General features: G+C 70.2%; 24 protein-coding genes. 9 read left to right on the forward strand and 15 right to left on the reverse strand.

Annotation, left to right across the window (positions count from 1 at the left end; all coding sequences use genetic code 11):
- Nucleotides 1-60 precede the first annotated feature (60 nt).
- Both ACFYWM_RS11555 and ACFYWM_RS11560 read right to left on the reverse strand, forming a co-directional pair.
- On the reverse strand, nucleotides 61-819 hold the full coding sequence (locus ACFYWM_RS11555; protein ID WP_389912350.1) for a helix-turn-helix domain-containing protein: 759 nt from the start codon (nucleotides 817-819) through the stop codon (nucleotides 61-63).
- A 155-nt stretch (nucleotides 820-974) separates the two neighbouring features.
- Entirely contained in the window at nucleotides 975-3,491 is a 2,517-nt protein-coding gene (locus ACFYWM_RS11560) for a DNA translocase FtsK (RefSeq protein WP_389912353.1), read from the reverse strand.
- A 219-nt stretch (nucleotides 3,492-3,710) separates the two neighbouring features.
- Between ACFYWM_RS11560 and ACFYWM_RS11565 the strand changes: the two genes are divergently transcribed.
- The gene (locus tag ACFYWM_RS11565) at nucleotides 3,711-5,225 is read left to right on the forward strand and encodes a sodium:solute symporter family protein (RefSeq protein WP_389912355.1); all 1,515 of its coding nucleotides are present in this window, start codon (nucleotides 3,711-3,713) and stop codon (nucleotides 5,223-5,225) included.
- Between the two features lie 466 nt (nucleotides 5,226-5,691).
- On the opposite strand, the gene ACFYWM_RS11570 is transcribed toward ACFYWM_RS11565, so the two are convergent.
- The 4 genes from ACFYWM_RS11570 to kduI form a co-directional block, all read right to left on the reverse strand.
- Nucleotides 5,692-5,877: a tautomerase family protein gene (locus ACFYWM_RS11570; protein ID WP_389912358.1), complete on the reverse strand. Its 186-nt coding sequence runs from the start codon at nucleotides 5,875-5,877 to the stop codon at nucleotides 5,692-5,694.
- Nucleotides 5,878-5,981: 104 nt separating this feature from the next.
- Nucleotides 5,982-6,758, reverse strand: a complete 777-nt coding sequence (locus ACFYWM_RS11575; protein WP_389912360.1) for an IclR family transcriptional regulator — start codon at nucleotides 6,756-6,758, stop codon at nucleotides 5,982-5,984.
- Between the two features lie 17 nt (nucleotides 6,759-6,775).
- Complete coding sequence (locus ACFYWM_RS11580; protein WP_389912363.1) at nucleotides 6,776-7,513, reverse strand: SDR family oxidoreductase; 738 nt, start codon at nucleotides 7,511-7,513, stop codon at nucleotides 6,776-6,778.
- Nucleotides 7,513-8,325 (reverse strand): 5-dehydro-4-deoxy-D-glucuronate isomerase, encoded by an 813-nt coding sequence (gene kduI, locus ACFYWM_RS11585; protein ID WP_389912365.1) that lies wholly within the window; start codon nucleotides 8,323-8,325, stop codon nucleotides 7,513-7,515. Before kduI ends, ACFYWM_RS11580 begins: the two co-directional genes overlap by 1 nt.
- Before the next feature lie 198 nt (nucleotides 8,326-8,523).
- On the opposite strand from kduI, the gene ACFYWM_RS11590 reads away from it, so the two are divergent.
- On the forward strand, nucleotides 8,524-9,207 hold the full coding sequence (locus ACFYWM_RS11590) for a hypothetical protein (RefSeq protein WP_389912369.1): 684 nt from the start codon (nucleotides 8,524-8,526) through the stop codon (nucleotides 9,205-9,207).
- 286 nt (nucleotides 9,208-9,493) lie between these two features.
- Here the strand turns inward: ACFYWM_RS11590 and ACFYWM_RS11595 are convergent, their stop codons facing one another.
- Nucleotides 9,494-11,179 (reverse strand): ribonuclease J, encoded by a 1,686-nt coding sequence (locus tag ACFYWM_RS11595; protein ID WP_389912371.1) that lies wholly within the window; start codon nucleotides 11,177-11,179, stop codon nucleotides 9,494-9,496.
- A 163-nt stretch (nucleotides 11,180-11,342) separates the two neighbouring features.
- Nucleotides 11,343-12,269: a 4-hydroxy-tetrahydrodipicolinate synthase gene (gene dapA / locus ACFYWM_RS11600; protein ID WP_389912373.1), complete on the reverse strand. Its 927-nt coding sequence runs from the start codon at nucleotides 12,267-12,269 to the stop codon at nucleotides 11,343-11,345.
- 662 nt (nucleotides 12,270-12,931) lie between these two features.
- Here dapA and ACFYWM_RS11605 point away from each other — a divergent pair.
- The 3 genes from ACFYWM_RS11605 (at nucleotide 12,932) to ACFYWM_RS11615 (ending at nucleotide 15,780) form a co-directional block, all read left to right on the forward strand.
- Nucleotides 12,932-13,654: a GntR family transcriptional regulator gene (locus tag ACFYWM_RS11605; RefSeq protein WP_389912376.1), complete on the forward strand. Its 723-nt coding sequence runs from the start codon at nucleotides 12,932-12,934 to the stop codon at nucleotides 13,652-13,654.
- A 198-nt stretch (nucleotides 13,655-13,852) separates the two neighbouring features.
- Nucleotides 13,853-14,920, forward strand: a complete 1,068-nt coding sequence (locus tag ACFYWM_RS11610; protein ID WP_389912379.1) for a glycerophosphodiester phosphodiesterase family protein — start codon at nucleotides 13,853-13,855, stop codon at nucleotides 14,918-14,920.
- A 203-nt stretch (nucleotides 14,921-15,123) separates the two neighbouring features.
- Entirely contained in the window at nucleotides 15,124-15,780 is a 657-nt protein-coding gene (locus ACFYWM_RS11615) for a RadC family protein (protein WP_389912382.1), read from the forward strand.
- A 190-nt stretch (nucleotides 15,781-15,970) separates the two neighbouring features.
- On the opposite strand, the gene ACFYWM_RS11620 is transcribed toward ACFYWM_RS11615, so the two are convergent.
- Nucleotides 15,971-16,294, reverse strand: coding sequence for a hypothetical protein (locus ACFYWM_RS11620; RefSeq protein WP_389912384.1), 324 nt, complete (start codon nucleotides 16,292-16,294; stop codon nucleotides 15,971-15,973).
- A gap of 107 nt (nucleotides 16,295-16,401) precedes the next feature.
- Between ACFYWM_RS11620 and ACFYWM_RS11625 the strand changes: the two genes are divergently transcribed.
- Nucleotides 16,402-16,887, forward strand: a complete 486-nt coding sequence (locus ACFYWM_RS11625; protein WP_389912387.1) for a GntR family transcriptional regulator — start codon at nucleotides 16,402-16,404, stop codon at nucleotides 16,885-16,887.
- Nucleotides 16,888-17,056: 169 nt separating this feature from the next.
- Here the strand turns inward: ACFYWM_RS11625 and ACFYWM_RS11630 are convergent, their stop codons facing one another.
- The 3 genes from ACFYWM_RS11630 to ACFYWM_RS11640 all read right to left on the reverse strand — a co-directional run bounded on the left by ACFYWM_RS11630 (nucleotide 17,057) and on the right by ACFYWM_RS11640 (nucleotide 19,607).
- Nucleotides 17,057-18,202: a hypothetical protein gene (locus ACFYWM_RS11630; protein ID WP_389912390.1), complete on the reverse strand. Its 1,146-nt coding sequence runs from the start codon at nucleotides 18,200-18,202 to the stop codon at nucleotides 17,057-17,059.
- 95 nt (nucleotides 18,203-18,297) lie between these two features.
- The gene (locus ACFYWM_RS11635; RefSeq protein WP_389912393.1) at nucleotides 18,298-18,774 is read right to left on the reverse strand and encodes a peroxiredoxin; all 477 of its coding nucleotides are present in this window, start codon (nucleotides 18,772-18,774) and stop codon (nucleotides 18,298-18,300) included.
- Nucleotides 18,775-18,959: 185 nt separating this feature from the next.
- Nucleotides 18,960-19,607 (reverse strand): YoaK family protein, encoded by a 648-nt coding sequence (locus ACFYWM_RS11640; RefSeq protein ID WP_389912396.1) that lies wholly within the window; start codon nucleotides 19,605-19,607, stop codon nucleotides 18,960-18,962.
- Between the two features lie 282 nt (nucleotides 19,608-19,889).
- On the opposite strand from ACFYWM_RS11640, the gene ACFYWM_RS11645 reads away from it, so the two are divergent.
- A complete protein-coding gene (locus tag ACFYWM_RS11645) occupies nucleotides 19,890-20,099 on the forward strand; it encodes a hypothetical protein (RefSeq protein WP_389912398.1) in 210 nt (69 codons plus the stop codon).
- A 138-nt stretch (nucleotides 20,100-20,237) separates the two neighbouring features.
- On the opposite strand, the gene ACFYWM_RS11650 is transcribed toward ACFYWM_RS11645, so the two are convergent.
- Nucleotides 20,238-20,951 carry an SDR family oxidoreductase gene (locus tag ACFYWM_RS11650; protein ID WP_389912401.1) on the reverse strand — a complete coding sequence of 238 codons (714 nt, stop codon included), beginning with the start codon at nucleotides 20,949-20,951 and terminating at the stop codon, nucleotides 20,238-20,240.
- A gap of 144 nt (nucleotides 20,952-21,095) precedes the next feature.
- Here ACFYWM_RS11650 and ACFYWM_RS11655 point away from each other — a divergent pair, with 144 nt between their 5' ends.
- A complete protein-coding gene (locus ACFYWM_RS11655; protein WP_389912404.1) occupies nucleotides 21,096-21,515 on the forward strand; it encodes a MerR family transcriptional regulator in 420 nt (139 codons plus the stop codon).
- Nucleotides 21,516-21,670: 155 nt separating this feature from the next.
- Here the strand turns inward: ACFYWM_RS11655 and ACFYWM_RS11660 are convergent, their stop codons facing one another.
- Nucleotides 21,671-22,693, reverse strand: a complete 1,023-nt coding sequence (locus ACFYWM_RS11660) for a hypothetical protein (RefSeq protein ID WP_389912407.1) — start codon at nucleotides 22,691-22,693, stop codon at nucleotides 21,671-21,673.
- Between the two features lie 133 nt (nucleotides 22,694-22,826).
- A complete protein-coding gene (locus ACFYWM_RS11665; RefSeq protein WP_389912410.1) occupies nucleotides 22,827-23,801 on the reverse strand; it encodes a DMT family transporter in 975 nt (324 codons plus the stop codon).
- A gap of 22 nt (nucleotides 23,802-23,823) precedes the next feature.
- Here ACFYWM_RS11665 and ACFYWM_RS11670 point away from each other — a divergent pair, with 22 nt between their 5' ends.
- Nucleotides 23,824-25,230, forward strand: coding sequence for a PLP-dependent aminotransferase family protein (locus ACFYWM_RS11670; protein WP_389912413.1), 1,407 nt, complete (start codon nucleotides 23,824-23,826; stop codon nucleotides 25,228-25,230).
- Nucleotides 25,231-25,265: the final 35 nt, after the last annotated feature.

A 25,265-nucleotide genomic window follows, 5' to 3' on the forward strand; every position in this document is an offset into this window, starting at 1 on the left:
CGGGCGCCCGGCCGGAGCCCGGCGGCGAGGACGCCCGGGAGGTGCTTCACACGGTGTGACCTAGCGCTTCTTGGTGGCCGGGGCCTCGTAGGAGCGGTTGACGACCTGTCCCCGGCGGCCCGGGGTGCCCACGCTCTTGCCGTTCACCTTCAGCGAGACGGCTCCCCCGTCGCCGAAGGTGACCTTCATGCCGGCCTTCGCCTTCCAGGTCGAGGTCCTGCCCGCCGCGAGCGTTCCCGAGAAGATCCGCCGGCCGCCCGCGTCCTGCACGTCGAGCCAGGAGGTGCGCTTCGCCCTGACCTCGAGGACGACGATGTCGCGCCGCCTCTCCTCGGCCAGCGACGACGCCCGGCGCGGCGAGCCGGGGTTGGAACCGGCCGGGGGCGGTGGCTGCGCGGCGGGCACCGGCATCGGGCGCAGGTCCGCCACGGGGGTGTCGCCCCCGCCCATGGTCCGCACCACGCCGAAAATGACCACGATGCCCAGGGCCACCGCCATCGCCGTCGTCCAGTTGGGCGAGCGGCGCTCACGGATCTTCAGCGGCATGTCGGCCTGGAAGACGCTGGAGGCCCGCACCGGCAGCGGCACGCCCCCGTGCTGCTCGTCGTAGCGGTGCACCAGCGCCTCGGGATCGAGACCGACGATCTTGGCGATGTTTCTTATATGGCCCCGCGCGTAGAAATCTCCCCCGCATTGGGAGAAGTCATTCCTCTCGATTGCCTGGATGAGCACCTCGCGAATGCGTGTCCGCGCGCTCAACTGCCCGACGGTCATCCCCATCGACCGCCTGGCATCCGCCAGATCGCTTCCAATGCCCATGGCGCACGCCTCTCAGCCCCCGACGTTGCGTAGCGGTACCTATTCAATCAGTAACCGTGCGGGGGATGCGCGGCGGGGGGTGCCATTCCCGTACGGCCCCCGCGCGTCCCCCGTGCAGCACTTGTCAGCCCCCGCGCGTCCCCCGTGCAGCACTGTCAGCCCCCGCGCAGGTCGGCGAGCAGGCCGGGGAGCTCGTCCGGCTTGACCATGACCTCGCGCGCCTTCGACCCCTCGCTGGGCCCGACGACGTTCCTGCTCTCCAGCAGGTCCATCAGGCGGCCCGCCTTGGCGAAGCCGACCCTGAGCTTGCGCTGGAGCATCGAGGTCGAGCCGAACTGGGTGGTCACGATGAGCTCGGCCGCCTGGACCAGCAGGTCGAGGTCGTCGCCGATGTCCTCGTCGATCTCCTTCTTGGCGGCCGTCACGGCGGACACGTCGTCGCGGTACTCGACCGCCATCTGGGCCTTGCAGTGCCCGACGATCTCGCCGATCTCCTTCTCGGAGACGAAGGCGTTCTGCAGCCGCATGGGCTTGCTGGCGCCCATCGGCAGGAAGAGCGAGTCGCCCTGCCCGACGAGCTTCTCGGCGCCCGGCTGGTCCAGGATGACCCGGGAGTCGGCGAGCGAGGAGGTCGCGAAGGCGAGCCGGGAGGGCACGTTGGCCTTGATCAGGCCGGTGACCACGTCCACGCTGGGGCGCTGGGTGGCGATGACCAGGTGGATCCCGGCGGCGCGGGCGAGCTGGGTGATGCGGACGATGGAGTCCTCGACGTCGCGCGGGGCGACCATCATCAGGTCGGCGAGCTCGTCGACGATCACCAGCAGGTACGGGTAGGGCTGGTAGACCCGCTCGCTGCCCGGCGGCGGCACCAGCTTGCCGGCGCGGACCGCCTTGTTGAAGTCGTCGACGTGCCGGAAGCCGCTGGCGGCCAGGTCGTCGTAGCGGCGGTCCATCTCCCCGACGACCCACTCCAGGGCCTCGGCGGCCTTCTTGGGGTTGGTGATGATCGGCGTGATGAGGTGCGGGATGCCCTCGTAGACGCTGAGCTCGACCCGCTTGGGGTCGACCAGGACCATGCGGACCTCGTCGGGGGTGGCCCGCATCAGGATCGAGGTGATCAGCCCGTTGACGCAGACCGACTTTCCCGCGCCGGTGGCGCCCGCGATGAGCAGGTGCGGCATCTTGGCCAGGTTGGCCACTATCGTGCGCCCCTCGACGTCCTTGCCGAGCCCGACGATCATCGGGTGGTGGTCGGCCTGGGCCACCGGGGAGCGCAGGATGTCGCCGAGGGAGACGAGGTCCTTGTCGGTGTTGGGGATCTCGACCCCGATCGCCGACTTGCCGGGGATCGGGGACAAAATCCGGACATCTGCTGACTTGACCGCGTACGCGATGTTCTTGGTGAGCGCGGTGACCTTCTCGACCTTGACCGCCGGGCCGAGCTCGATCTCGTAGCGCGTCACCGTCGGCCCCCGGGTGAAGCCGATCACCTGGGCGTCGATGGCGAACTGCTCCATCACGCTGGTCAGCGCGTTGACGACGACGGTGTTGGCCTTCGTCTGCGGCTTGGGCGCGGTGCCGGGGCGCAGGAGCTGCGACTCGGGCAGGGTGTACGGGCCGGCCTGGGGCGACAGGACGAGCTGCTCGACCTTGCGCGGAGCCGGGGTCGGCTCGGGAGGCGTGGACGGCTCAGTCCTGACCACCTCTTCGTCCACCAGGCCGGGCACGATCTCCGGGGAGTGTTCCGGGGTCCCGCCGGGCGTCTCGGCGACCAGGGGCGTGTCGTAGGGCTTGACGTGGTCGCCCAGCTCGGCGCCCTCGGGCTCCGCCTTCTTGCGCGTGGAGGGCTTCCTCCTGGAGACGCGCGGCGCGGGGGGCTGGTCGCGGTTGAAGAGCATGTGCCGGATCTCGGCCAGCCGCTCGGGGACCCGGTGCACCGGCGTCGCGGTGATCACCAGGATGCCGAAGCCCGACATGATCAGCAGCAGCGGGATGGTGATGAAGGACGGCAGGATGCTCGCCGGGGGCGCCGAGACGATGAAGCCGATCATGCCCCCGGCGGCCGACACCTTGTCCATGCCGTCGGAGCTGCCCCCGGAGGGGTAGGGCGTGCCGTGGACGACGTGCACGACACCGAGTACCCCGATGGTGAGGGCGGACCAGCCGATGATCATCCGGCCGGTGTCGGCGTTCTGGTCGGGGTGACGCAGCAGTCGCCAGGCCAGCAGCATGAGAAGGATCGGGATCACCCAGGTCAGCGCGCCGAAGACGCCGCGCATGACGCCGTCGACCACGGTGGAGACCGTACCGGTGTTCTTGCGCCAGGTCATCGCGGCCAGCACGATCGCCCCGGCGAACACCGTCAGGCCGAGCCCGTCGCGGCGGTGCACGGGGTCGAGCTCGCGCGCGTTCTGCCCCAGGGCCCGCGCGGCGCTGCCGATGCCCCCCGCCAGGAGCATCCAGATGCCCATGAACAGCTTGCCGATCATGATGAGCACCCAGCTGATCGGGTCGTGCTGGGGTGAGGGCTTGCGGGCCTGGCTCGTGCTCCTCGCCCGGCCGGCGGGCGCCCGCCTGGCGGGGGCCGTACGGGCCTGGGAGGCGCCCGAACGGCCGGAGGACCCCTTGCCGGGGGGCTTTCCTGAGGAGCCTTTAGACGTACGGGTGGCCATGTTAGGGAGGTTAACGAGACGGGTGGTGGATTGCGCGCCGACTCGCCGGGCCGTCCTCCCCTCGCCGACGTTTCACAAGATCGGTCGATACTTCGTGAACGGTGATTCGGCGCACTAAAAGTCCCATTTACCCCCTGGAAAGCGTCTTCCATTCCATGTATTGACATTGCGTTTCATGTAGTAGAACCTCCTGACCAACAGGGCGTTGGGAGGAGACACATGTCCGCACTCGACTGGTCCGTTCTGGGCGCGTACTTCCTTGTCATGATCGGTATCGGCGTGTGGTCGAAGCGCCGCATCAAAACCGTGATCGACTTCTTCACCGCCGGGGGCCGTATCCCCTGGTGGCTGTCCGGCATCTCGCACCACATGTCGGGATACAGCGCGATCATGTTCGTGGCGTTCGCGGCCGTGGCCTACAACTACGGGCTCGCCATGTACGTCTGGTGGGCGCTGACGATCGGCCTCGGCATCGGCATCGGCGCCTTCGTGTGGGCCGCCCGATGGAACCGGCTGCGTTCCAAGCACGGCGTGGTCTCCCCGCTGGAGTACCTGGCCCGGCGCTACAACCTGCCGACCCAGCAGGTGCTGGCCTACAGCGGCGCGCTGCTGAAGGTCGTGGACATCGCGGCCAAGTGGGTGGCGATCGCCATCCTGCTCAGGGGTTTCGCGGGCATCCCGATCCAGTGGGGCATCCTGATCACCGGGGCCGTCACGCTGGTCTACATCACCGCCGGAGGGCTGTGGGCGGACGTGCTCACCGACTTCGGGCAGTTCGTCATCCAGGGCGTCGCGGGCATCGCCATGTTCGTCGCGATCATGGCCCAGCTGGGCGGCGTCTCCACTTTGTGGACCATGTGGGACAAGCTGCCCCCCGGCCACGGCGACCCGTTCGCCGGGCCGTACACCACGACGTTCTTCCTGGCCATGCTCTTCATCAAGACCTTCGAGTACAACGGCGGCATGTGGAACCTGGCCCAGCGCTACATGGCCTCGCCCTCGGGCTCGGCCGCCAAGCGCTCGGCGCTGCTGTCCAGCGCGCTGTGGCTGATCTGGCCGCTCATCCTGTTCATCCCGATGTTCGCCGCGCCGCTCATCGTGCCGGGCCTGGCCAACGCCGAGGAGGCGTACGTCAAGCTGGCGCAGACCCTGCTGCCGCAGGGCCTGATCGGACTGGTGCTCGCGGGCTTCTTCTCGCACACCATGGCCATGGTCGCCTCCGACGCCAACGTGATCTCCTCGGTCATCACCAGGGACATCGCCCCGGTGATCGTCCGCAGGGTGCGCGAGCTGTCGGCGCGGGCCGAGCTGACCTTCGCCCGGGTGACCACGTTCACCTTCGTCCTGATCAGCATGGTGATCGCGATCTCGACCGAGGGTCAGGGCGTCGTGCTGAAGATCGTCGTCGACCTGGTCGCGGCGACGATGGGGCCGATCTCGATCCCGCTGATGCTGGGCATGCTGCCTTGGTTCAAGCGGAGCGGCCCGACCGCGGCCATCGCCTCCTGGGCCGCCGGGCTGGGCGTCTGGGCGTACATCAAGTGGATCATCGAGTCCAAGGACACGGCGATGGTCGTCGGCGTGCCGCTGGTCACCTCGCTGATCCTGTACGTGGTGATCGGCTTCCTGAAGCCGGAGAACCGCGAGGACCGCGACGCGCTCGTCGACTCCCTGTCCACCGAGCCCGGGTCCACCGACCCCGAGCAGCAGCAGCGTGCCGGGGCGGTCGGCTGACGGCCACCCTCCCCCGGTACGGCGTGGGCCCCCACCGCGTGGTGGGGGCCTTCACGCATGGGGTGCCCCGCGGCGCCGCGGGCGTTCCCGACACGGGCGGGCCTCCACGGCGTGGCGGAGGCTTTTCCGTGCCTGATCCCCGGGGCGGGGACTCCGGACACGGCCCTCGGTGCGGGGCTCCAGGCGCGGCGTGACCGGCGGCCACGCGGCCGTCCCCGGGCGTGGCGGGCTCCAGGACCCACCCGCCCGGGGACATGCTTCTTCCACCGGAAGGGGAGGGGAAACACGCCGGCCGGGAATTCGGCCGGCCGGGAAGTCCGGCTCCCACCGGACCGCCTGCCGGAACCCGGCTACCTACCGGATCTCACCCGCTTACCGGACCCCGCCCGCCGGAACCCGGCCCCTTTCGGACCTCACCCACCTACCGGACCCCGCCCGCCGGAGCCCGGCCCCTGGCGGACCTCGACTACTTGTCGGACTCCAGGACGCCACCGTTGGCCACGTCCGACTTCTCGATCTCGGTGAAGAGGATGCGGACCGCCTCGCGGCGCGCCTTCAGGATGTCCACGGCCGCCTCGGTGAGCGCCGCCGCGAACTCTCGGCGCTGGTCGAGGGTCCTGCCGGACAGGAGTTCCACGGTGATGTTCGGCATGCTGAGTCCTCCAGGTCAGATTGTTGCATAACATGACATCACATTCCATTACATGGAACAAGCGAAGATCGTGACCGACTAGGAAATCAGGGACGCGGGCCGGCTCAGCCGTTGAGCACTGTGACGCCGGCGGCGCCGGGGGCGCCGAGGGCGGCGGAGACCTCGCGGGCCGCGGCGACGACGTCGGGCGCGAACCGCTCCAGGTCGTCGCGGCCCATGTCCATCGCCAGCGCGGAGATGGAGATGCCGCCGAGCACCTGGCCGGTGTGGTCGAAGACCGGGGCGCCCACGCAGAGGATGCCGGGCAGGTTCTCCTCGTCGTCGAGCGAGTAGCCGCGGGACCGTACCAACTCCAGGTCGGCCAGCAGGGCCTCGGGCGTCGCCAGCGTGGTGGCGGTCGGGGCGGGCATGCCCGTACGGGCGCAGATGGCGCGGACCTCGTCGGCGCCGAGCTGGGCCAGGACCGCCTTGCCGATCGCGGTGCAGTGCAGGCGCAGGCTCATCCCGACGCGGGAGGGCATCTGGTAGGGCCGCCGCCCCTCCAGCTTGTCGACGTAGACCGCCTCGTCCCCGCTGCGGATCGCGAAGTGCGTGGTGTAACCGATCCGCTCGTGCAGGGCGCTGAGCGCGCCGGAGGCCTGGCGGGCCGGGTCGAAGCGGTTCATGACCCGGCCGGCCAGCGTGAGGATCCGAGGGCCCGGCTCGTAGCCGCCGCTGCCGTCGGCCCGCGCGAACCCCCATTCGACGAGCGACTGGAGGATGCGATGGACGGTCGACTTGGACACGCCCGTCGCGGCGGCTATGTCGGTCACGCGGTGGTGCTCGGCGATCGCCTCCAGCACCGCCAGCGCCTTGTCGATGGAACTGCCTTCCCTGACCACGATCGTGAGCCTACTGGTCAGCGTGCCAACCAGCCTCCGTCGACCGCCAGCAGGTGCCCGTTTACGTAGTCGGAGGCGCCCGACGCCAGGAAGACGGCGGCGCCCACGAGGTCCTCCGGCCTGCCCCAGCGCCCGGCCGGGATGCGGCCCCTGATCTCGGCCTCGCGCGCCGGGTCGTCCCAGAGCCGCTCGGTGTTGCCGGTCCTGATGTAGCCGGGGGCGATCGCGTTCACCTGCACGCCCGAACCCGCCCACTCGCAGGCCAGCGCCCGCGTGAGCCCGGCGACGCCGTGCTTGGCCGCGGTGTAGCCGACGACGTTGACGCCGCCCTGGAAGGACAGCATGGAGGCGATCATGATGATCTTCCCGGAGCCCCGGGCGAGCATCCGCGCCCCGAGGACCTGGCTGAGCAGGAAGACGGCGTCCAGATTGACGTCGAGCACCTCGCGGAAGGACTCGTGGGGATGCTCGGCCGCCGGGGCCCTGCGGATGATCCCGGCGTTGTTGACCAGCACGTCGACCGGGCCCAGCCGCCCGGCCGCCTCGGGGACGGCGCCCGGGTCCGAAAGGTCGAGGATCCACCGGGAGGCCTGCCTGCCGGTCTTGCGGACCTCCGCCTCGACCTCGTCCAGGTCGTCGTCGCGACCGTGCAGCACGATGTCGGCCCCCGCCGCCGCCAGGCCCACGGCGAGGGCCCGGCCGATCCCGGTCCGCGCGCCGGTGACCAGCGCGGTCCTGCCCTCCAGTGAGAACATCAGCGCAGCTCGCCGATCTCGACCTGCTCCATGTCCTCGAAGGCCTGGTTCTCCCCGCCCATCGCCCAGACGAAGGAGTAGCTCCTCGTGCCGAAGCCGCAGTGCACCGACCAGGACGGGGAGACGACCGCCTGCCGGTCGGCGACGACGAGGTTGCGCGTCTCGTCGGGCCGTCCCATCAGGTGGATCACCCGCTCGCCGGGCGGCAGGTCGAAGTAGAGATAGACCTCGGTCCTGCGCTCGTGGGTGTGGCAGGGCATGGTGTTCCACATGCTGCCGGGCTCCAGCACGGTCACGCCGAGCACGAGCTGGCAGCTCTGGATGCCCTTGGCGTGGATGTACTTGTAGATCGTCCGGTCGTTGGAACCGTCCTGGCCGCCCAGCCGTACCGGCTCGGCGTCCTCCAGGGTCGCGGCGGCCGTCGGGAGGGTGGCGTGCGCGGGGGTGGAGACCAGATAGAAGGCGCCCCCCTCGAAGACCACCTCGCGGGCTCCCCTGCCGACGTAGAGGCACTCCTTGGGGGCCAGGGGGTACGCGGTGCCGTCGACGGTCACCGTGCCCGGCTCGCCGATGTTGACCACGCCGAGCTCGCGGCGCTCCAGGAAGTACTCCGACCTGAGCGGGTCGGGACAGTGCAGGGTCAGCGGCCCGTCGCCCGGCAGGGCTCCGCCGACCACGATGCGATCTTCGTGGGAGTAGAGCAGCCGGACCTCCCCGGGCACGAAGAGCCGCTCCACCAGGAACCGGCGGCGCAGCCAGTCGGTGGTCGCCCCGGTGATCTGGTCGGGTGCCGTGGCGTGCCGTACCTCCATCGCCCCTCCATGTTCTATTACATGAAATCGTAAGCTGCTACATAGAACACTGTGAGCATACAACGGCCCCCCTCCCGGCGCACTCATCCCGATTCCCGTTACGCGCGGGCGCCCGGAAAACGATCGTCGGAGTGAGAACCTTTCCCGCCGGAACCGGGTCTCACATAGGGAGCACCTTCGGACGGATGGGAAAGAGCGATGACGACTGGCACGGCACGGGCGACGACAAGGCTGGTGGCGGCGGGCACGGTCGCGGGCGCGCTCCTCGCGACCGCCCTCACCGGGGGCACCGCCCTCGCGGAGACCGGGACGGAAGGGGCCGTCGCGGGGATCCCGAGGAACTTCCTGCTGCACGAGTCCCAGGCCCGCAAGCCGGTGAGGTACCCGGGCGAGGAGAAGTGGACCATCAGCGACAGGCTGGGCGCGAACCTGGAGATCAACCCGTGCGGCCTGCGCCGTCCCAGCGACCGCGACCGGGTGGCCATGCGGACCGTCGACTACCAGGCCCCCGAGTACCACTCCGGCGAGCAGCTGGTGATCTACCGCTCCACGGCCGCCGCCCGTAAGGCGCTGGCCGGGCTCCTCGCGCAGGTCGAGCGGTGCGCCCGCGTCAAGTCCGAGGGCACGGTCACCAAGACCTGGGCCGAACCCGTCAGGGCCGGCGACCGGGCCGTGCGGATCGCCCTCCAGGGCTACGACGCCAAGGGCGTGCGCCCGGTCATCGGCGGGCAGCGGGCCGTCGTCGTCCGCGAGGGCCGGGCCGTGGCGGTCTACCTGCTGGCGGGCGAGTACGGCAAGGTGCGCGGCTCCGACTTCACCAAGCAGCTGAAGGACGCCAGGAAGATGGCGGCCAAGGTCTGCTCGCTGCGCGGCGTCTGCTGACCGCCACGAGAGGCCCGCCGGACATCGCGAAAGGGGCTCACGCGGGGGGCCTACGCGGGGAGGGCCCTCGGAACAGCGCGGGGAAGGCCCGGAAAGCCACAGGGAAGGCCCGGAAGGCCGGCGTCCGCGCCCGTACGGCGACGGGCACGGCGAAGGATCCGGGTGCCGGGTCCACGGGCCGGCCCGGACGGCCCGGAGGCCCGTCCGGCGGCCTGTGAGCCACCGGGCCGGTCCGGGCCCCGAGGGGCCGTACGGCGACCGGTGAAGCCGCCGTACGGTGCGGGGGTCAGACCTCGACCACCACGGGAATGATCATCGGGCGGCGGCGGTAGGTGTCGCTCACCCAGCGCCCCACGGTCCTGCGGACCACCCGGCGGACCTGCTGGATGTCCACCACCCCGTCGGCCGCGTTCTCCTGCAGGGCCCTCTCGACCTGCGGCAGGATGTCGTCGAACATGGCCGGGTCGATGCCGGATCCCCTGGCGTGGATCTCCGGCCCGGCGGCGAGCTTGCCGGTGGCGGTGTCGACCACGATGACGATGGAGATGAAGCCCTCCTCGCCCAGGATGCGGCGGTCCTTCAGCGCGAAGTCGGTGACGTCGCCCACCGAGGTGCCGTCCACGTAGACGTAACCGGCCGGAACCGCGCCCACGATCTTGGCCCGGCCGTCGACCAGGTCCACCACGACGCCGTCCTCGGCGATCACGATGTGGTCGTCGGGCACCCCGGTCAGCGCGGCCAGCTTGGCGTGCGCCCGCAGGTGACGCCACTCGCCGTGCACCGGCATGAAGTTGGACGGCCGCGTCAGGTTGAGCACGTACAGCAGCTCACCGGCCGCGGCGTGCCCGGAGACGTGCACCTTCGCGTTGCCCTTGTGCACCACGCGGGCGCCCCAGCGCGACAGACCGTTGATCACGTTGTTGACCGCGGTCTCGTTGCCCGGCACCAGCGAGGAGGCGAGCAGGACCGTGTCGCCCTCGGCGATGCGGATCGGGTGGTCGCGGTTGGCCATGCGCGACAGCGCCGCCATCGGCTCGCCCTGGGACCCGGTGCAGATCAGCACCACGTCCTCCGGCGGCCAGCCCTCGATCTCCTTGGCGTCGACGATCAGGCCCGGCGAGACCCGCAGGTAGCCCAGGTCGCGGGCGACGCCCATGTTGCGCACCATCGAGCGGCCGACCAGCGCGACCTTGCGGCCGTGCTTCTCCGCCGAGTCGATGACCTGCTGGACGCGGTGGATGTGGGAGGCGAAGCTCGCCACGATCACGCGCTTGCTCGCGGTGCGGACGACCTCGTCGATGACCGGCGCGATCTCCCGCTCGCTGGTGACGAAGCCCGGCACCTCGGCGTTGGTCGAGTCGGACATCAGCAGGTCGACGCCCTCGCCGCCGAGCCTGGCGAACCCGCCCAGGTCGGTCAGCCGCCCGTCACTGGGCAGCTGGTCCATCCGGAAGTCGCCGGTGTGCAGGACGATGCCCGCGGGCGTCCTGATCGCGACGGCCAGCGCGTCGGGGATGGAGTGGTTGACGGCGAGGAACTCGCACTCGAACGGCCCGAACCGATGCCGCTCCCCCTCCACGACCTCGCGCTTGGTCGGCTGGATGCGGTGCTCGGTGAGCTTGGCCTCGATCAGCGCCAGCGTCAGCTTGGATCCCACGATCGGGATGTCGCGGCGCTCGCGCAGCAGGTAGGGCACGGCACCGATGTGGTCCTCGTGCGCGTGGGTCAGGACCACGGCCTCGACGTCGTCCAGGCGGTCCCGGATGTACTCGAAGTCGGGCAGGATCAGGTCGATGCCGGGCTGGTCGGGCTCGGGGAACAGCACCCCGCAGTCGACGATCAGCAGACGGCCTTCGTACTCGAACACGGCCATGTTGCGGCCGATCTCGCCGAGACCGCCCAGCGCGACGATGCGCAGGGCACCCTCGGGCAGCGCGGGCGGCAGCCCGAGTTCGGGGTGGGGGTGACTCATCCGGCCACACCTCTCTCAGAGGTCTCACGTGCGACGGAGGCCCTCGTGGGCAGCAGGACTACTCCCTCGCCGAGCACTCCGTCCCCCTGCGGACCGTGGTGTCTTCTTTCTCGCAAACTCTCGTTCCTCCCGAATGCGGCCGGTGAGGGCCGCGGCGTTTACCTCATGTCACAACTTCGTCGGACAGCTTCACACCGCCCGCGATCAAGTCTTCGCGCAGCCTCGCGAGCTGCTCCCGGGTCGCCTCCACCAGGGGCAGGCGCATCGGCCCCGCGGGCTGCCCGACCAGGGACAGCGCCGCCTTCGCCATGATCGCCCCACCGGCCTGCATCATGATCGCGGAGACCACGGGAAGCAGCCTGCGGTGGATGGCGAGCGCGCCCGCGACGTCCCCGGAGCGGTACGCCTCGATCATCGCGGCGATCTCCGCGCCCGCGACGTGGCCGATCACGCTGACGCACCCCACGGCCCCCACCGACAGCCACGGCAGGTTGAGCGTGTCGTCACCCGAGTAGTAGGCCAGGCCGGTGGACGCGATGACCTGCGACCCCTCGAACAGGTCGGCCTTGGCGTCCTTCACCGCGACGATCCGCTCGTGCCCGGCGAGCCGCACCAGCGTCTCGCTCCGGATCGGCACGCCGCTCCGGCCGGGGATGTCGTAGAGCATCACCGGCAGGGCCGTCGCGTCCGCCACCGTGGTGAAGTGGCGGTAGATCCCCTCCTGGGGGGGCTTGCTGTAGTACGGCGTCACCAGCAGGAGACCGTGGGCCCCGGCGCGCTCGGCGGCTTTGGCCAGCCCCACGCTGTGGTGGGTGTCGTAGGTCCCGGCTCCGGCGACGACCGTGGCGCGGTCGCCGACCGCCTCGACGACGGCGCGCAGGAGGCGCTCCTTCTCGTCGTCGGTGGTCGTCGGGGACTCCCCCGTCGTACCGCTCACGACGATGCCGTCGTTACGCTGCTCGTCCACCAGGTAGGTGGCGATGCGCCCCGCTGTCTCGTAGTCGACCGCTCCGTCACTCGTGAACGGTGTGACCATCGCGGTCAGCATGCGGCCGAAGGGGGCGTCGGAGGTTCCAGTTGGCGCTGCCATAGACCGAACGCTACCTGGATCCGCTGAAACGGTGGACCCCGCCACCCCGCCTAACCTCCGTCCACCGATGGGCCCAAGAGCGAACATCCCCCCGAGGTGCCCGCTGCACACCGTACACGCGGATATACACCGCCGCGGCGACGGACCCCGGCCGGAGCCCTCCGCGGGCCGTCCGGGCCCGTCGCACGGGAGGGCGGAACGACGATCTGGCCGGGCGTCACGGGCGGCGGGACGGGCGTCACGGGCGGCGGGACGGGCGCTATCACCGGGACTATCACCGGGGCACGGATCCGAGCGGTCTCCGCCGGAGACCGAAAAGGGGGAAGCCGGTCACCACCGAGGGAGCAAAACGGCCGAAAAGCGACACCAGCCAGCCTCGCGCCCGATTACGTGAAATAACTAGAACTTTGTCCATTTTAACGGCGGCGAAGGTGTCCTTGAACGAGAAAGAGGCCGCCGATATGTGCTCGGGGGTACACACATCGACGACCTCTACCGTTGAATCGGTGCTCCTTACGCGGGCGTTACAGGGTCTCTGAGATATTTTTGGCCACTTCTGGGAGCGGCGGTAAAGTTGGAGCTCCAAATCGGAGCCATTACCCTGCGTTGTGCATTGAATACGACAGGATGGGACAACGCCCCAGACCCCCAGGGATGGACACGTGGCAAGCTCCGATCCTGTCTACCTGCGCGTCGTCGCCGACATCCGGCGTCAGATCGTCGACGGCTCCCTCTCCCCCGGCGCCCCGATCCCCTCGCGCGCCCAGCTGACCAGGAAATACGGCGTGGGTGAGACCGCCGCCCGGCACGCGCTGCGCGTGCTCGTCGCCGAGGGCCTGATCGTCGGCCGCGTCGGTTCCGGGCACTACGTACGAGAACGGCCGGTGCTGCTCCCCCTGCACCGATGGCGTTTCCACGACCACCACGCCCCCTTCGGCGCCGACATCCAGTCGCAGGGCACCCGGGCCACCTGGGACTGGCGGGCCGAGCCCGCCGGAGCCACCCCGGACATCGCCCACCGCCTCCGGCTGGACGAGTCGGCCCCCGTCACCCGCATTCACTACATCTTCCGCGGCGACGGCAAGCCGATCCAGCTGGCCACCTCCTACGAGCCCGCCGAGTTCGGCGAGACCGCCGAGGAGAGCCCCCGGAGCCTGATCGCCCGCCTGTCGGCCATCGGCGTCAAGGTCACCGAGATCGTCGAGCAGGTCTACACCCGCGTCCCGCAACCGGCCGAGAGCGATGCCCTCGCCCTGCCCGCGGGCGTGCAGGTCCTGCACGTCGAGCGCACCCACTGGGCCGGAGACCGCCCGGTGGAGACCAGCGACATCGTCGTCCCCGGCGACCGCTTCCGCCTCGTCTACAGCCACCCGCTGCACCCCTGAGGCCCCGACCCGAAGGCCCGCACGGCCCGGCGTCCCCCTGTCGCGGCAACCCAGGCAGCCCGAGAGGCCGCTCTCACTGGACAGAGAAACGGTCATAAAGCTTTAAAACTCCCTTCAGTCCCAATATCCCCTCTGGCCGCACGCGTGGCTGACTCTGATCCGGTCACCCGACAGATCAGCCACGAAGAGGGACAAAAGATGCGTAGATGGCGTGCGGCCGCAGTGATCGCGACGATCGGCGTCGCGATGGGGGCGCTGTCCGGTACGGCGTTCGCCGACGGGGACGGCGACGGCGACAGGCACCACCGCCGCACCTTCGACCTGCAGGCCCACCGGGGTGGGCTGGGTCTGGTCGTGGAGAGCACCCTCGCCTCGTTCGCCAACGGGCTGGAGCTCGGGGTCAGCACGCTCGAACTCGACGTGCAGATCACCGAGGACGGCAGGGCGGTCGTCACCCACGACCGGCAGATCAACGGCAGGAAGTGCCGCGACACCGCCCCCGCGTTCGACGGCGACCCCGAGTTCCCCTACGTCGGCAAGTTCATCAACACGCTGACCCTGGCGCAGGTCAGGACCATGGACTGCGGCAGCCAGACGCTGGCGGAGTTCCCCGGCCAGCGGCCGTCGCCCGGCGCTCGGATGCCCCTGCTGAGCGAGGTGTTCGACCTGGTCAAGCGCTACCGCGCGCACGACGTCATGCTCAACGTCGAGACCAAGGTCGAGGCCGGGGCGCCGCAGCAGACGGCACCCAGGGAGCAGTTCGTCCAGGTTGTCGCGGCCGAGATCCGCAAGGCCGGGATGCGGCGCCAGGTCACCGTCCAGAGCTTCGACTGGGGCGCGCTGATGCGGATGCGCCAGGTCGACCGGAAGCTGCCCCTCGTGGCCCTGACCAACAAGGACTTCCTGCAGACCGGACAGCCCGGCGCGTCCCCCTGGCTCGGCGGGATCGACATCGACGACTTCGGCGGCGACCCGCTCAAGGCGATCAAGTCCTTCGGCGCGACCGCCTTCTCCCCCGTGCACGGCACCCCGCAGAACGGGAAGATCACCGACCCCGGCTACCAGCCCTACGTCACCAAGGAGATGGTCGACCAGGCGCACAGCCTCGGTATCAAGGTGATCCCGTGGACCGTCGACGACGAGCCGACGCTGAACAAGCTCATCGACGACGGCGTCGACGGCATCATCACCGACTACCCCGACCGCCTGCGCAAGGTGATGTCGGAGCGCGGGTTCAAGCTCCCCCGGGCGTACTCCCGCAGGTAGTTCCGGCCGAAGGTCCCGCGTCGGCTTCGTCACCGGAGCCGGAAGGCGGGTTTGGAAAGAGACACCCCGGACCACTCACCGCACGGCGGCCCCGCACCGGTCCCTCCGACCGATGCGGGGCCGCCGCCTCTCTCTCGCCCTCCGGCCGGAATGTCGGCGCCACCTGGTAGAACCGACCTGGTTTCCCGAGCCGGAGGTGCCGAATGCGCGTCAAGGACATGCCCGCCAACGACCAGCCGCGCGAGCGCCTCCTGGCCGGCGGGGCGACCGCGCTGGCCGACCGGGAGCTGCTCGCCCTGCTGATCGGCTCCGGCAGCCGGGGCACCAACGCGATGGAGCTCGCCTCCCACCTGATCGCCCACTGCGGAGACCTGCACGGCCTGGCCCGCTCCGACGCCCACCGCCTGATGCGGGTGCCGGGCATCGGCCCCGCGAAGGCCGCCCGGGTCATCGCGGCCTTCCATCTCGTACGGCAGGCGCAGGCCGAGCCTGAACGCCGGCGCGTCACCTGCTCCGGGGACCTGGCCGCCGTGACGGCCCCGCTGCTGCGCGGCCTCAGCCACGAGCGGGTGGTCGTCGTGGTGTGCGACCCGAGCGGCGCGGTGACCCGCAAGGCGATCGTGAGCGAGGGCGGCAGCGACCACGCGCCGGCCCCGGTCCGCGAGATCATGAGCACCGTCCTCACCTCCGGCGGCTCCTCCTTCGGCATGGCCCACAACCACCCCAGCGGCTCCCTCGACCCCAGCCTCGCGGACCTGGAGGTCACCGCCCGCCTGCGCGACGCCGCCGAGACGGTCGGCCTGCGCTTCCTCGACCACCTCGTCGTCACCGACACCGCCTGGCGCCGCGTCCCCCCGTGAGCGACGAGGCCCGGCAGGTGAGTGTGGGAAGGGACGCCTGCCGGGCCGGCCGTTCGGCGGACCCGCACCGGCCCCCTCCGGCCGATGCGGGTCCGCCGCCCGACCTCCCCGGACGGCATGGCCCCATCAGGGAGGTCGGGGGCTTTCGTGGGCGCCGGTCCGGAGTCGTCCTCCTCCCGGCGCCCGATGGTCAGTGGGCGGCTCCCATCAGGAGCCGAAGCCACAGCTCCTGTGTCCACTTGGCGACCACCCAGGGCGACTCGTGCACGACCACTCCCTTTCTCGCCCGTTCCGTTCGCCGTACGAACATCAGCCCGCCCGCCTGACAGAGCTCGTAGAAGGTGGGCAGGCAGTCACAGGTGTGCTCCTTGATCCGCAACCGGTCGGCCCTCGGCCGCTCGGGCCTCCAGTCGATCGGCTCGTAACCCACCTGCAACGGCGCCACGTGACGCCCGTGATGCCGCCCACCCGACACCCTGGCCGCCGCGAGAACACCCATCCCCCATGTGCTCACCGGGTCACCATAGTTCATTCGCTCACCAGTGGTCTAGGGCACCTATCCATAGGTTTACCAGGTGTCTAGTTTGTGGGTATACGTACCTTGTGGTCTATGATGCGGGCATGCTTGACCGTGAAGGCCCTGTCCCGGTCTACAAACAGGTCGCCGAAATGATCCGTGCGCGCATCGAGACGGGCGATCTCGGCCTCGGCGAGGCCGTGCCCAGCGAGACGGAACTCGAAGTCGAGTACGGCATCGCCAGGACGACGGCACGTCGAGTCGCGAGGGAGTTGCGCGAGCAGGGCCTGGCGTACACGGTCCAGGGAGAGGGAACCTTCGTCGGCGAGCCCGGAACCCCACGGCCAGAGGACCAGATTCCCGTATATCAGCAGATCGCAGCTGATATACGGCGTCAGATTCAGGCAGGCGAGCTACGCCAGAACCGGCGGGTGCCGAGCGAGAAAGAACTCATGCAGAAGCACGGTGTCGCCAAGGCCACCGTGCGCCAGGCGATGGCGTTCCTACGCGACCAGGGATGGGTCTTCACCGTGTCGTATCGCGGCACATATGTGTCGCCCGTCGAAGACTGGCCCGAAGCGACAAAGTAGCAGTTATGCCTACAAACTCATCCCTACAGGTCTAGTACTCGTAGCGGCTGGTTACGTCGCCTGCCCGGGCTCAGGAGCGGAGTCATCCCCCAGGAGATTCTGATCTTGCCAATGAAGCGGGAAGTCACCAGAGCCTGGCGTCCCGGTGGTCACCGGCCCCGGCCGGGCGTCACTGGAGTTCGTAGATCAGGGACGTTTTCCCGGAGCCGTCGCCGTGCTGGGCCTGGACCCACAGGTGGGTGGTGCCGGGCGCCGGAGCGATGTCCACGATGCGGGCGGGCGGATCACTTCGCGGAAGAGCGGACCTCGTCCATTCGCCGTCGCGCAGATTGAGCACGTAGGACGTTCCGTCGGCGGGATTGGCGGCGATCCACACACCGCCGACGGGGTCGGTGCGCACAGCCGCCAGCCCTGTGTGGTGGTTCACATCGAGTTTCACCTGGTTCCACGCCACGCCGTTCCAGCGGAGGACGACCGGGCGGGCACCGTCGGCCCAGCCGGGGCCGACCGCCCATGCGTCGTTCCTCGCCCCCGCCGCCAGGCCGCTCAACCGGCTGAGGAAGGGACGTCCGTGGCAATCGGGCCGGGCGAGAGCCGGAGTGCACGGTAGCGGGGTCACGCTCCATCGCTCGCCGTCCCAGTGCAGCGTTCTGGGCCAGCCCCTGTCATCGGCCACCCACACGTCATCGGGACCGGCCGCCGCCACCACGGCCAGGTCCGTCGCCTCCGGGGGTGTCTGCCAGCGTAAGGCCGTGCCATCCCAGTGGGCCATGACCGGAGGTCCCTCGGGATCACCTCCCTGCGCGAGCCATACGTCGTTCCGGCCTACGACGGCGAAGTCGCCGGTCCAGCCCAGGCCGCGGGGACGATGATGCGTCCAGCGGCCACCGGAGAACTGCCAGAGGTGCTCGGTCGAATCATCCCATTCGTTCGGCACGTGGTTGATCACCAACACCGCGTCGCCGGACGCAGAGGCGCCGACGTCGATGTATCCGGCCTTCTTCAGTTGGCCGGGCAGGCTGCCGACGGGATTCCAGCCGGAGGTGTCCCAGTGCAGCAACGACGTACCGGGGCGCCCTTCGTCGGTGACGAACAGCCATGCCTGGTTTCCCGCGATGGGAACGACCCGGTGCGTGATGCCGGCAGTCGCGGGTCCGGTCGTGTATCTCAGGTGCCAGCGGGAGGCCAGCTCACCGATCCGCTGCACGTCGGCCGGGCCGGCGTGCCTCACGACCCGGCCCGCCGCGTCTCCCGTCAGCAGGCCCGCGATCAACAGAGCGGAGAGCGCTATTCGCCATCCCGATTCATTGCCCATGACTCAGATCTTCGTGCGACACCCGTGTTCGCGGGACCTCGACGTGGAGATCACGAAGTGTCGCCGGAGCGTCAGGGGGCTTTCTCGCGCTCCGGTCACGGGTGCGGGCGGGAGCGGAGGGCTTCCAGTGCCCGGTCGGCGTGGGCCTCCGTGGAACTCTCGCTGTGGATCACTTCCAGGAGGCGGCGGTCCACGTCGATGACGAAGGTCATCCGGCGGGTGAGGAAGGGGCCCACCGCGACGGCGCGGCGGACGCCGAAGCGCCGGGCGACGACGCCGTCGGGGTCGGAGAGCAGGGGATAGCCCAGTTGGTTGACCTGGGCGAACTTCGCCTGACGGTCCACCTGATCGCGGCTGATCCCGATCCTGGTCGCCCCCACGGCGGCGAAGTCGGCCGCCAGGTCGCGGAAGTGGCAGCTCTCGGCCGTACATCCGGAGGTCATGGCCGCCGGATAGAAGAAGAGCACCACCGGCCCCTTGGCCAGGAACTCGCTGAGCCGCCTCGACGTGCCCGTCTCATCGAGAAGTTCGAAGTCCTCGACCACATCTCCCACCGCGAGGCTCACGCCCACGAGTCATCTCCTTATGTAATCGGAGGATCTCCGCTCACCCCGGCCGTCGTGATCGGCGAGAGCTGGAGTCGGAGTCCCAACCTCATTTCTAAGCGATTCACCGGTCGAGCGACAGGCCCATAACCGACCCAAACTGGAATATCCACTCTTGTCCCACAGAAACCCCACGAGTCACCGCTGCCCCTTCAGTCCCTGCTCCGGCCTACCCCTCTGCGCACGTACGGGTGCACGACGACGAGCGCGAGAAGCGTGAAGACCGGGGCGGCCACACCGGCCCAGGGCGGCGCGAGACGCAGGAGCAGGGACGCGCAGAGGGCACCGAGGACGAGGGCGACGACGATGGCGGCACGACGCCGGTTGTCGGTGGACCAGCCCGATGCCGAGGTCTCGAACAGCGCCGTGAGGGTGCCCGTGACGAACGTGGCCGTGATACCGGCGAGGTTGACCCGGCGGGCCGCGGCGGCCTGCATGCCCATGGCGCAGGAGCCCGCCCCGATCAGCGCGAGGATCACGGCCGGCCCGGGCGCGCCCCCGCTGAGCGCCCAGCCGGACAGAAAGGCGATCTGGAGGGCCAGGTCGGCCCACAGGAGCCTGACGACGGCCGGCGGCCACAACGCCTTCCCCTCGCGACGTCCCGGCATCGTGAAGCCGACGAGAAGTCCCACGCAGAACCCCGCGCAGGCGAGTCCGGACCGCAGCGCGTGCAACACCCAGTCCTCGCGACCGGCCAGGGCGAAGAGGATGAGATTGCCGGTCATGTTCGCGGTGAAGACACCGCCGAGCCCGAGAAAGGCGATCGCGTCCGTCGCTCCCGCGGCCAGCGTCAGCAGCACGAGAGCGACATGACTCCGCCGCTGGACGAATTTCGTTTCAGGTGTCCGTATCGGACCGGACGCGGGAGGTGGACCGAGGGGTGTCGAGGGGTCTTCTCCCTCACCGCGAGTCATGGGGCTGATCGGCCATCTGCCGTCCTCCGGGGTCATACGGTTACGCGCATGGTGAATTTTCCCAGCTCGGAGCGGTTTCACCCGGCTTCCCGCCTTCGAAGGCGGTTGGCACGCCGCTTTCCTCCAAGGAGGCCTCACGCTCGCGAGGGATCGTCCTATCCTGGTCGCATGCCGTACATCGAGGATCGGATCGACACCGTCGAATCCGACATCGCTGAGATCAAAAGCGACATCGCAGCAATTAAAGCCGGGCAGAGCGGTATGGAGCTGAAGCTCAACCGAGTAACCCAGGACACCGCCGAACTCAAAGCCGGGCAGATCGAGATCCGCGATCTGCTCGCCCGTGTCGTCGCGCGGCTGGAGAACGTGGCCTCGTAATCCGTACGAGACCCGGACAGCAGTGAGCCCCGGCCCGGGGAAGGCCGGGGCTTTCGTATGTCCGCACCCGCCCGCGCCGACGCCAAGGCCGCCGTCGCCGGGAGGGACGGCCAGGTGGCCGACTCGGCGGGGTGCGGGTCAGTTCACCAGTGACCGGGCGTAGAACTGCGCGGGGTCCGCCGCGAGCGAGGCCTTCACGTAACGGCTCGTGTCATCGACCAGCACCTCGATCGCGCCTGACCGCACACCGTCGAGGCTGGCTCGGGCGACGTCCAGCGGGTCGATCTTCGGGATGTCGTAGCCGGCCATCATGTCGGTGTCGGCGGCTCCGAGGTGCACGCCCTGCACCAGGGTCTTCTGACCGGCGAGTTCGAGGCGCAGGCCGTTCGTCATGTTCCACTCGGCGGCCTTGGCCACCGAGTAGGCGCCCGCTCCCTCGGAGGCGAACCACGACAGCGCCGACAGGACGTTCACGATCGCCCCTCCGCCGTTCGACGCGAGAACCGGCGCGAACGCGCGGATCACGCCGAGGGTTCCGAAGAGGTGCGTGTCGAGCTCGAGCCGGATCACGTCGAGGTCGCCGGTCAGGAGGTTCGTGCCGGTCGTGATGCCGGCGTTGTTGACCAGCAGGGTGACATCGGGGGCCGCGGCGGCCGCGTCCGCCACCGACCGCGCATCGAGGAGGTCGAGGCGCAACGCCTCGACCCGCGGGTCGGACACCTCGATCAGCTCGGGGCGGCGGGCCGTGGCGTAGACCTTCGCGGCCCCGCGCGCGAGCAGCTCGTCGACGAAGCGGCGGCCGATGCCGCGGTTGGCTCCGGTGACGAGTGCGATCGAGCCGGTGACGTCCATGGTGGCTCCTTTCGGTTCGTGACGGACGCGGTCGCATCCGCCCTCTGCCGCGTACGGTAAGACTTGACGTTGACGTCAAGGGCAAATCGGGCGCGGCGACGGATGCCACCGATCGAGACGAGAGACGAACCCGGGAGGGCGCACATGCGGATCGGCGAGCTGGCCGACAGGTCGAAGGTGAGCACGCGCGCGCTGCGCTACTACGAGGAGCAGGGCATCCTCAGTTCCGAGCGCACGCCGAGTGGCCAGCGGCTCTACCCGGATTCGGCGATCGACCGCGTGCGGCTCATCCAGCAGTTCTACGCCGCCGGGCTCGGCAGCCGCACGATCGCGACCATCCTGCCCTGCGTCGATGTCGGATACGCGGAGCCCGAGGTGATCGAGAACCTGCGCGCCGAACGTGTTCGCATCACCGCGAGCATCGCCGAGCTGGAGGAGGCGGGGCGGAGGCTGGATCAGGTGATCGAGCACGCCGTGCACCCGGATCCTGAGCATTGCCCGGCACTGCGCGAGCAGCCGGCTGCGGGGAACGCCGGGAACGCCGAGACCACGGTGTCGGTCTGATCGCGCGATGCGAGAAGAATCCCGAAAAGGGCGCGGGCCGACCTTCCGCTTCGGCACGGCCTCCGGCGACCATCTCGTCGACCTTCGTCTCCGCGGAGCCGTCCCGGGGATCCGAGGCCTTCGGCCCGTCGGAGGGTCCGGAGTCCGTACCGGCACTAGAACACCGGGATGATGTCCTCGGGGTCGAGGGCGTCGACCTGGACGCCGTCGATGTCGAGTTCGGGGATGGCCGGGAACTCGATGCCCCAGCGTTCGACGATGACGCGGATCCTGGCCATCGCCACCCGCCAGTTGTCGGCCTGTTGCTCGTACGAGAGCACGCCGAGGCCCGCGTCGCGGGCGTGGTCCATCAGGACGCGGTGGTTGTGCAGGAAGTACGGCGGCAGCTCCCAGAAGCCGCCGGGGGGCTCCCAGAGGATCATGGAGAGGAAGACGAAGCCCGCGCGCAGCTGGCGGGTGATCAGGGAGCGGGTGTCGTCGGTGAGGCCCGGCCACTCGTTCTCCAGGATGGTCATGCAGATCTGCAGGTGGCGCGACTCGTCGCGGCCGATGCGGTGGAACATGTCGCCGAAGACGGGGTGCCTGGTCGCGGTGGCCATGCCCCTGAACAGGGTGGACGCGGCCATCTCCCCCATCATGAAGCTGGTGAACAGCACCGGCAGGCTGTACCTGCCGACGGCTCCGCTGTAGCCCGTCCAGTAGCGGCCGCCGTTGTGATAGAGCCAGCCGATGTTGTTGTGGGCGGCCCTCTCCAGGTCGGTGGCGGGGGTCCAGTCGAGCGGCCCGCCCGGCCAGAGCTTGGCGATGGTGCGCTGGCAGCACTCCTCGTGGTTCATCTCGTCGCGAGTGATCGAGAAGAAGCACTTCCTGACCGGGTCCTCCTCGTGCTTCTCGAACGCCTGGATGGTGGCGCGGGCGAAGACGGCAGGGCCCGAGGCGTCGAAGTTGGCGAGGACCGAGAACCAGTACATGATCCCGAGCCGCTGCTCGTGGGTGAAGTCGCTCGGCCGCAAATCCTCCCAGGGCAGGTCTGCCGGGTTCCAGACCGTCCGCTTGGACTTCTCGTAGATGGCGGCGAGCTTCCCGGTCTCGACCCGCCATTCCATCGGATAGATGTTCGGCTGAGGGATCTCGGGAGCGGGCCAGAAACCGCCCTCGGGAATCGTCAGGTCCGCCATGGCCACACCCCCTGTGACAGCTCCGTTTCACATCTTGCGCCTGTATGTCACGTCTTTCAAGGACGCCCGGGGCCCGGCGCGCCCCGCTTCGGGAACCGGCACAGGACGTGCCCTGCTTCGGGAACCGCGACGCTCAGGAGCGGGCCCGCTGCGTCAGGGCGACGCACGCGAGGACGGCCAGCGCCGCCGCGATCGTGACCGGGCCGAACAGCTCCCCGAGCAGCAGCCAGGCCCACAGCAGCGTGAGCAGCGGCTGGGCGAGCTGGGTCTGCCCGGCGCGGGCGATGCCGCCCATGGCCAGGCCCGCGTACCAGGGGATGAAGCCGAGGAACATCGAGACCAGGCCGACGTACGCGAATCCGGCCAGCGAGGCGGCGGTGGGCCGCGGGTCGGTGGTGAGCGCGAGCGCGACGGCGATCGGGACGGTCAGCGGGGCGGCGAGGACGAGGGTGTGGGAGATCACCCGCCAGCCGGGGGTCTCGCGGGCCAGGCGCCCGCCCTCGGTGTAGCCGACGGCGGCCGACAGCAGCGCGCCGACGAGCAGCAGGTCGGCCCCGGTGACGTGGCCGCCGCCCATGCTGAGGGTGAAGGCGGTGATCGACACGGCCCCGAGGCCGCAGGACACCCAGAACAGCGCCCTGGGCCACTCCCCCGCCCGCAGCACCGCGCAGGCGGCGGTGGCCGCGGGCAGCAGCCCGATCACCACGGCGGCGTGCGAGGTGGAGGCCCCGGCGTACAGCGCCAGGCCGCTGAAGAGGGGGAAGCCGAACACCACACCCGCCACGATGACGCCGTACGACCGCAGCTGGGCCCTGGGCGGCAGCAGCGGCATCCTGGCCGCGAGCAGGAAGGCGGCCGCCGCGACGGCCGCGACGGCGGCCCGGCCGACCGCCACCAGGTAGGGGTCGAAGCCCTCCATCGCGAAGACCGTCGCCGGGAACGACCCCGAGAACGCCAGCACCCCGAGCCCGGCCAGCAGGGTGCCCCGCCACGCCCCGCCACGCGTCTCGGGCGGCACCGCGCCGGCGGGCCGCCGGTCGTGCCGCGCCTCTCTCGGGGACACCACCCGCACCGGCGAGGCCGTACCCGCCGCTATCCGATTTGGCACGATAGCGCTACTCTTTTCACTCATGAACGACGATAGCAGTATCGTCCGGCTCACCGCCACGCTCCGTGAGGAGGTGTCGCGGCTCCATCCGGGCGACCGGCTGCCGTCGAGCCGGGAGCTGGTCCGGCTGCACAACGTGAGCCCGGTGACCGTGTCGCGCGCGATCGGCAGGCTCGCCGCCGAGGGGCGGGTGATCACCAGGCCCGGCAGCGGCGCCTACGTCGCCCCGGCGATCACGCTCGGCGGCGACAGCGCCGACATGTCGTGGCAGACGGTGGCGCTCGGCGACAGGGTGGTGGACGACAGCGAGGTCAGCGGCCTGCTCACCTCGCCGCCCGAGGGGGTCATCCCGCTCACCGGGGGCTACCTCAACCCGGCGCTGCGCCCCTCCCGGGCCCTGTCGGCCGCCGCCTCCCGGGCGCTGCGCCGCCCCGACGTGTGGGCGATGCCGCCGCTGACCGGCCTCCCGGAGCTGCGCAGGTGGTTCGCCCGGGAGCTGGGCGGCGACGTCACCCCGTCGGACGTGCTGATCGTCAGCGGCGGGCAGTCGGCGATCGTCCACGCCTTCCGCGCCCTCGCGGCCCCCGGCACCCCCGTACTCGTCGAGACCCCCACCTACCCGGGCGCGCTCGCCGCGGCGCGGGCCGCCGGGCTGCGCGCGACGGCCGTGCCCATGGACCGCGACGGGGTACGGCCCGAACTCCTCGCGGAGGCGTTCGCCGTGACCGGCGCGCGGGTCTTCCTCTGCCAGCCGACCCTGCACAACCCCACCGGCGCGACCCTGACCCTGGAGCGGCGCGAGCAGGTGCTGGCGATCGCCCGCGCCGCCGGGGCGTTCGTGATCGAGGACGACTACGCCCGCTACTTCACCACCTCCCCCGTACCTCCGCCGATGGTCGCGCTGGACGCCCACGGCACGGTCGTGCACATCAACTCGCTGACCAAGGTCCTGTCACCGAGCCTGCGGGTGGCCGGGGTCGTCGCCCGGGGCCCCGCCGCCCGGCGCCTCCGGGCGAGCCAGCTCGTGGAGTCGTTCTTCGTGGCCAGGCCGCTCCAGGAGACGGCGCTGGAGTTCGTCGGCTCGCCCGCCTGGCGGCGCCACCTGGCCGCGCTGGGCACCGAGCTGGCGCTGCGCAGGGACACCCTCGCCGCCGCCCTCACCGCCCGGATGCCCGGCGCCGGGATCCACCTCGTCCCCCGCGGCGGTCTGCACCTGTGGGTACGGCTCCCCGAGGACCGCGACGAGGAGGCCGTGGTGGAGGCGGCCGGTCGGGCGGGCGCGCTGGTGAGCCCCGGGCGCATCTACTACCCGGCCGAGCCGCCGGGGCCGCGCATCAGGGTGACCCACTCGGCGGCCGTCCACACGGCCGAGCTGGTCGAGGGCGTCCGCAGACTGGCGACGGCCCTGGAGTCCCCCGGCCGCGCCTGAGCCCGCCCCCGCGACCCGGACCGCCCCCTCGCGGG

This window comes from Streptosporangium sp. NPDC002721, assembly GCF_042888905.1.
Classification (GTDB): Bacteria; Actinomycetota; Actinomycetes; order Streptosporangiales; family Streptosporangiaceae; genus Streptosporangium.

Bases quoted from the DNA above. Each gene is read 5' to 3' on its own strand.
- ACFYWM_RS11555 (WP_389912350.1), bottom strand. From the start codon at position 819: ATGGGCATTGGAAGCGATCTGGCGGATGCCAGGCGGTCGATGGGGATG.
- ACFYWM_RS11560 (WP_389912353.1), bottom strand. From the start codon at position 3,491: ATGGCCACCCGTACGTCTAAAGGCTCCTCAGGAAAGCCCCCCGGCAAG.
- ACFYWM_RS11565 (WP_389912355.1), top strand. From the start codon at position 3,711: ATGTCCGCACTCGACTGGTCCGTTCTGGGCGCGTACTTCCTTGTCATG.
- ACFYWM_RS11570 (WP_389912358.1), bottom strand. From the start codon at position 5,877: ATGCCGAACATCACCGTGGAACTCCTGTCCGGCAGGACCCTCGACCAG.
- ACFYWM_RS11580 (WP_389912363.1), bottom strand. From the start codon at position 7,513: ATGTTCTCACTGGAGGGCAGGACCGCGCTGGTCACCGGCGCGCGGACC.
- kduI (WP_389912365.1), bottom strand. From the start codon at position 8,325: ATGGAGGTACGGCACGCCACGGCACCCGACCAGATCACCGGGGCGACC.
- ACFYWM_RS11590 (WP_389912369.1), top strand. From the start codon at position 8,524: ATGACGACTGGCACGGCACGGGCGACGACAAGGCTGGTGGCGGCGGGC.
- ACFYWM_RS11595 (WP_389912371.1), bottom strand. From the start codon at position 11,179: ATGAGTCACCCCCACCCCGAACTCGGGCTGCCGCCCGCGCTGCCCGAG.
- dapA (WP_389912373.1), bottom strand. From the start codon at position 12,269: ATGGCAGCGCCAACTGGAACCTCCGACGCCCCCTTCGGCCGCATGCTG.
- ACFYWM_RS11610 (WP_389912379.1), top strand. From the start codon at position 13,853: ATGCGTAGATGGCGTGCGGCCGCAGTGATCGCGACGATCGGCGTCGCG.
- ACFYWM_RS11615 (WP_389912382.1), top strand. From the start codon at position 15,124: ATGCGCGTCAAGGACATGCCCGCCAACGACCAGCCGCGCGAGCGCCTC.
- ACFYWM_RS11625 (WP_389912387.1), top strand. From the start codon at position 16,402: ATGCTTGACCGTGAAGGCCCTGTCCCGGTCTACAAACAGGTCGCCGAA.
- ACFYWM_RS11630 (WP_389912390.1), bottom strand. From the start codon at position 18,202: ATGGGCAATGAATCGGGATGGCGAATAGCGCTCTCCGCTCTGTTGATC.
- ACFYWM_RS11645 (WP_389912398.1), top strand. From the start codon at position 19,890: ATGCCGTACATCGAGGATCGGATCGACACCGTCGAATCCGACATCGCT.
- ACFYWM_RS11650 (WP_389912401.1), bottom strand. From the start codon at position 20,951: ATGGACGTCACCGGCTCGATCGCACTCGTCACCGGAGCCAACCGCGGC.
- ACFYWM_RS11655 (WP_389912404.1), top strand. From the start codon at position 21,096: ATGCGGATCGGCGAGCTGGCCGACAGGTCGAAGGTGAGCACGCGCGCG.
- ACFYWM_RS11660 (WP_389912407.1), bottom strand. From the start codon at position 22,693: ATGGCGGACCTGACGATTCCCGAGGGCGGTTTCTGGCCCGCTCCCGAG.
- ACFYWM_RS11670 (WP_389912413.1), top strand. From the start codon at position 23,824: ATGAACGACGATAGCAGTATCGTCCGGCTCACCGCCACGCTCCGTGAG.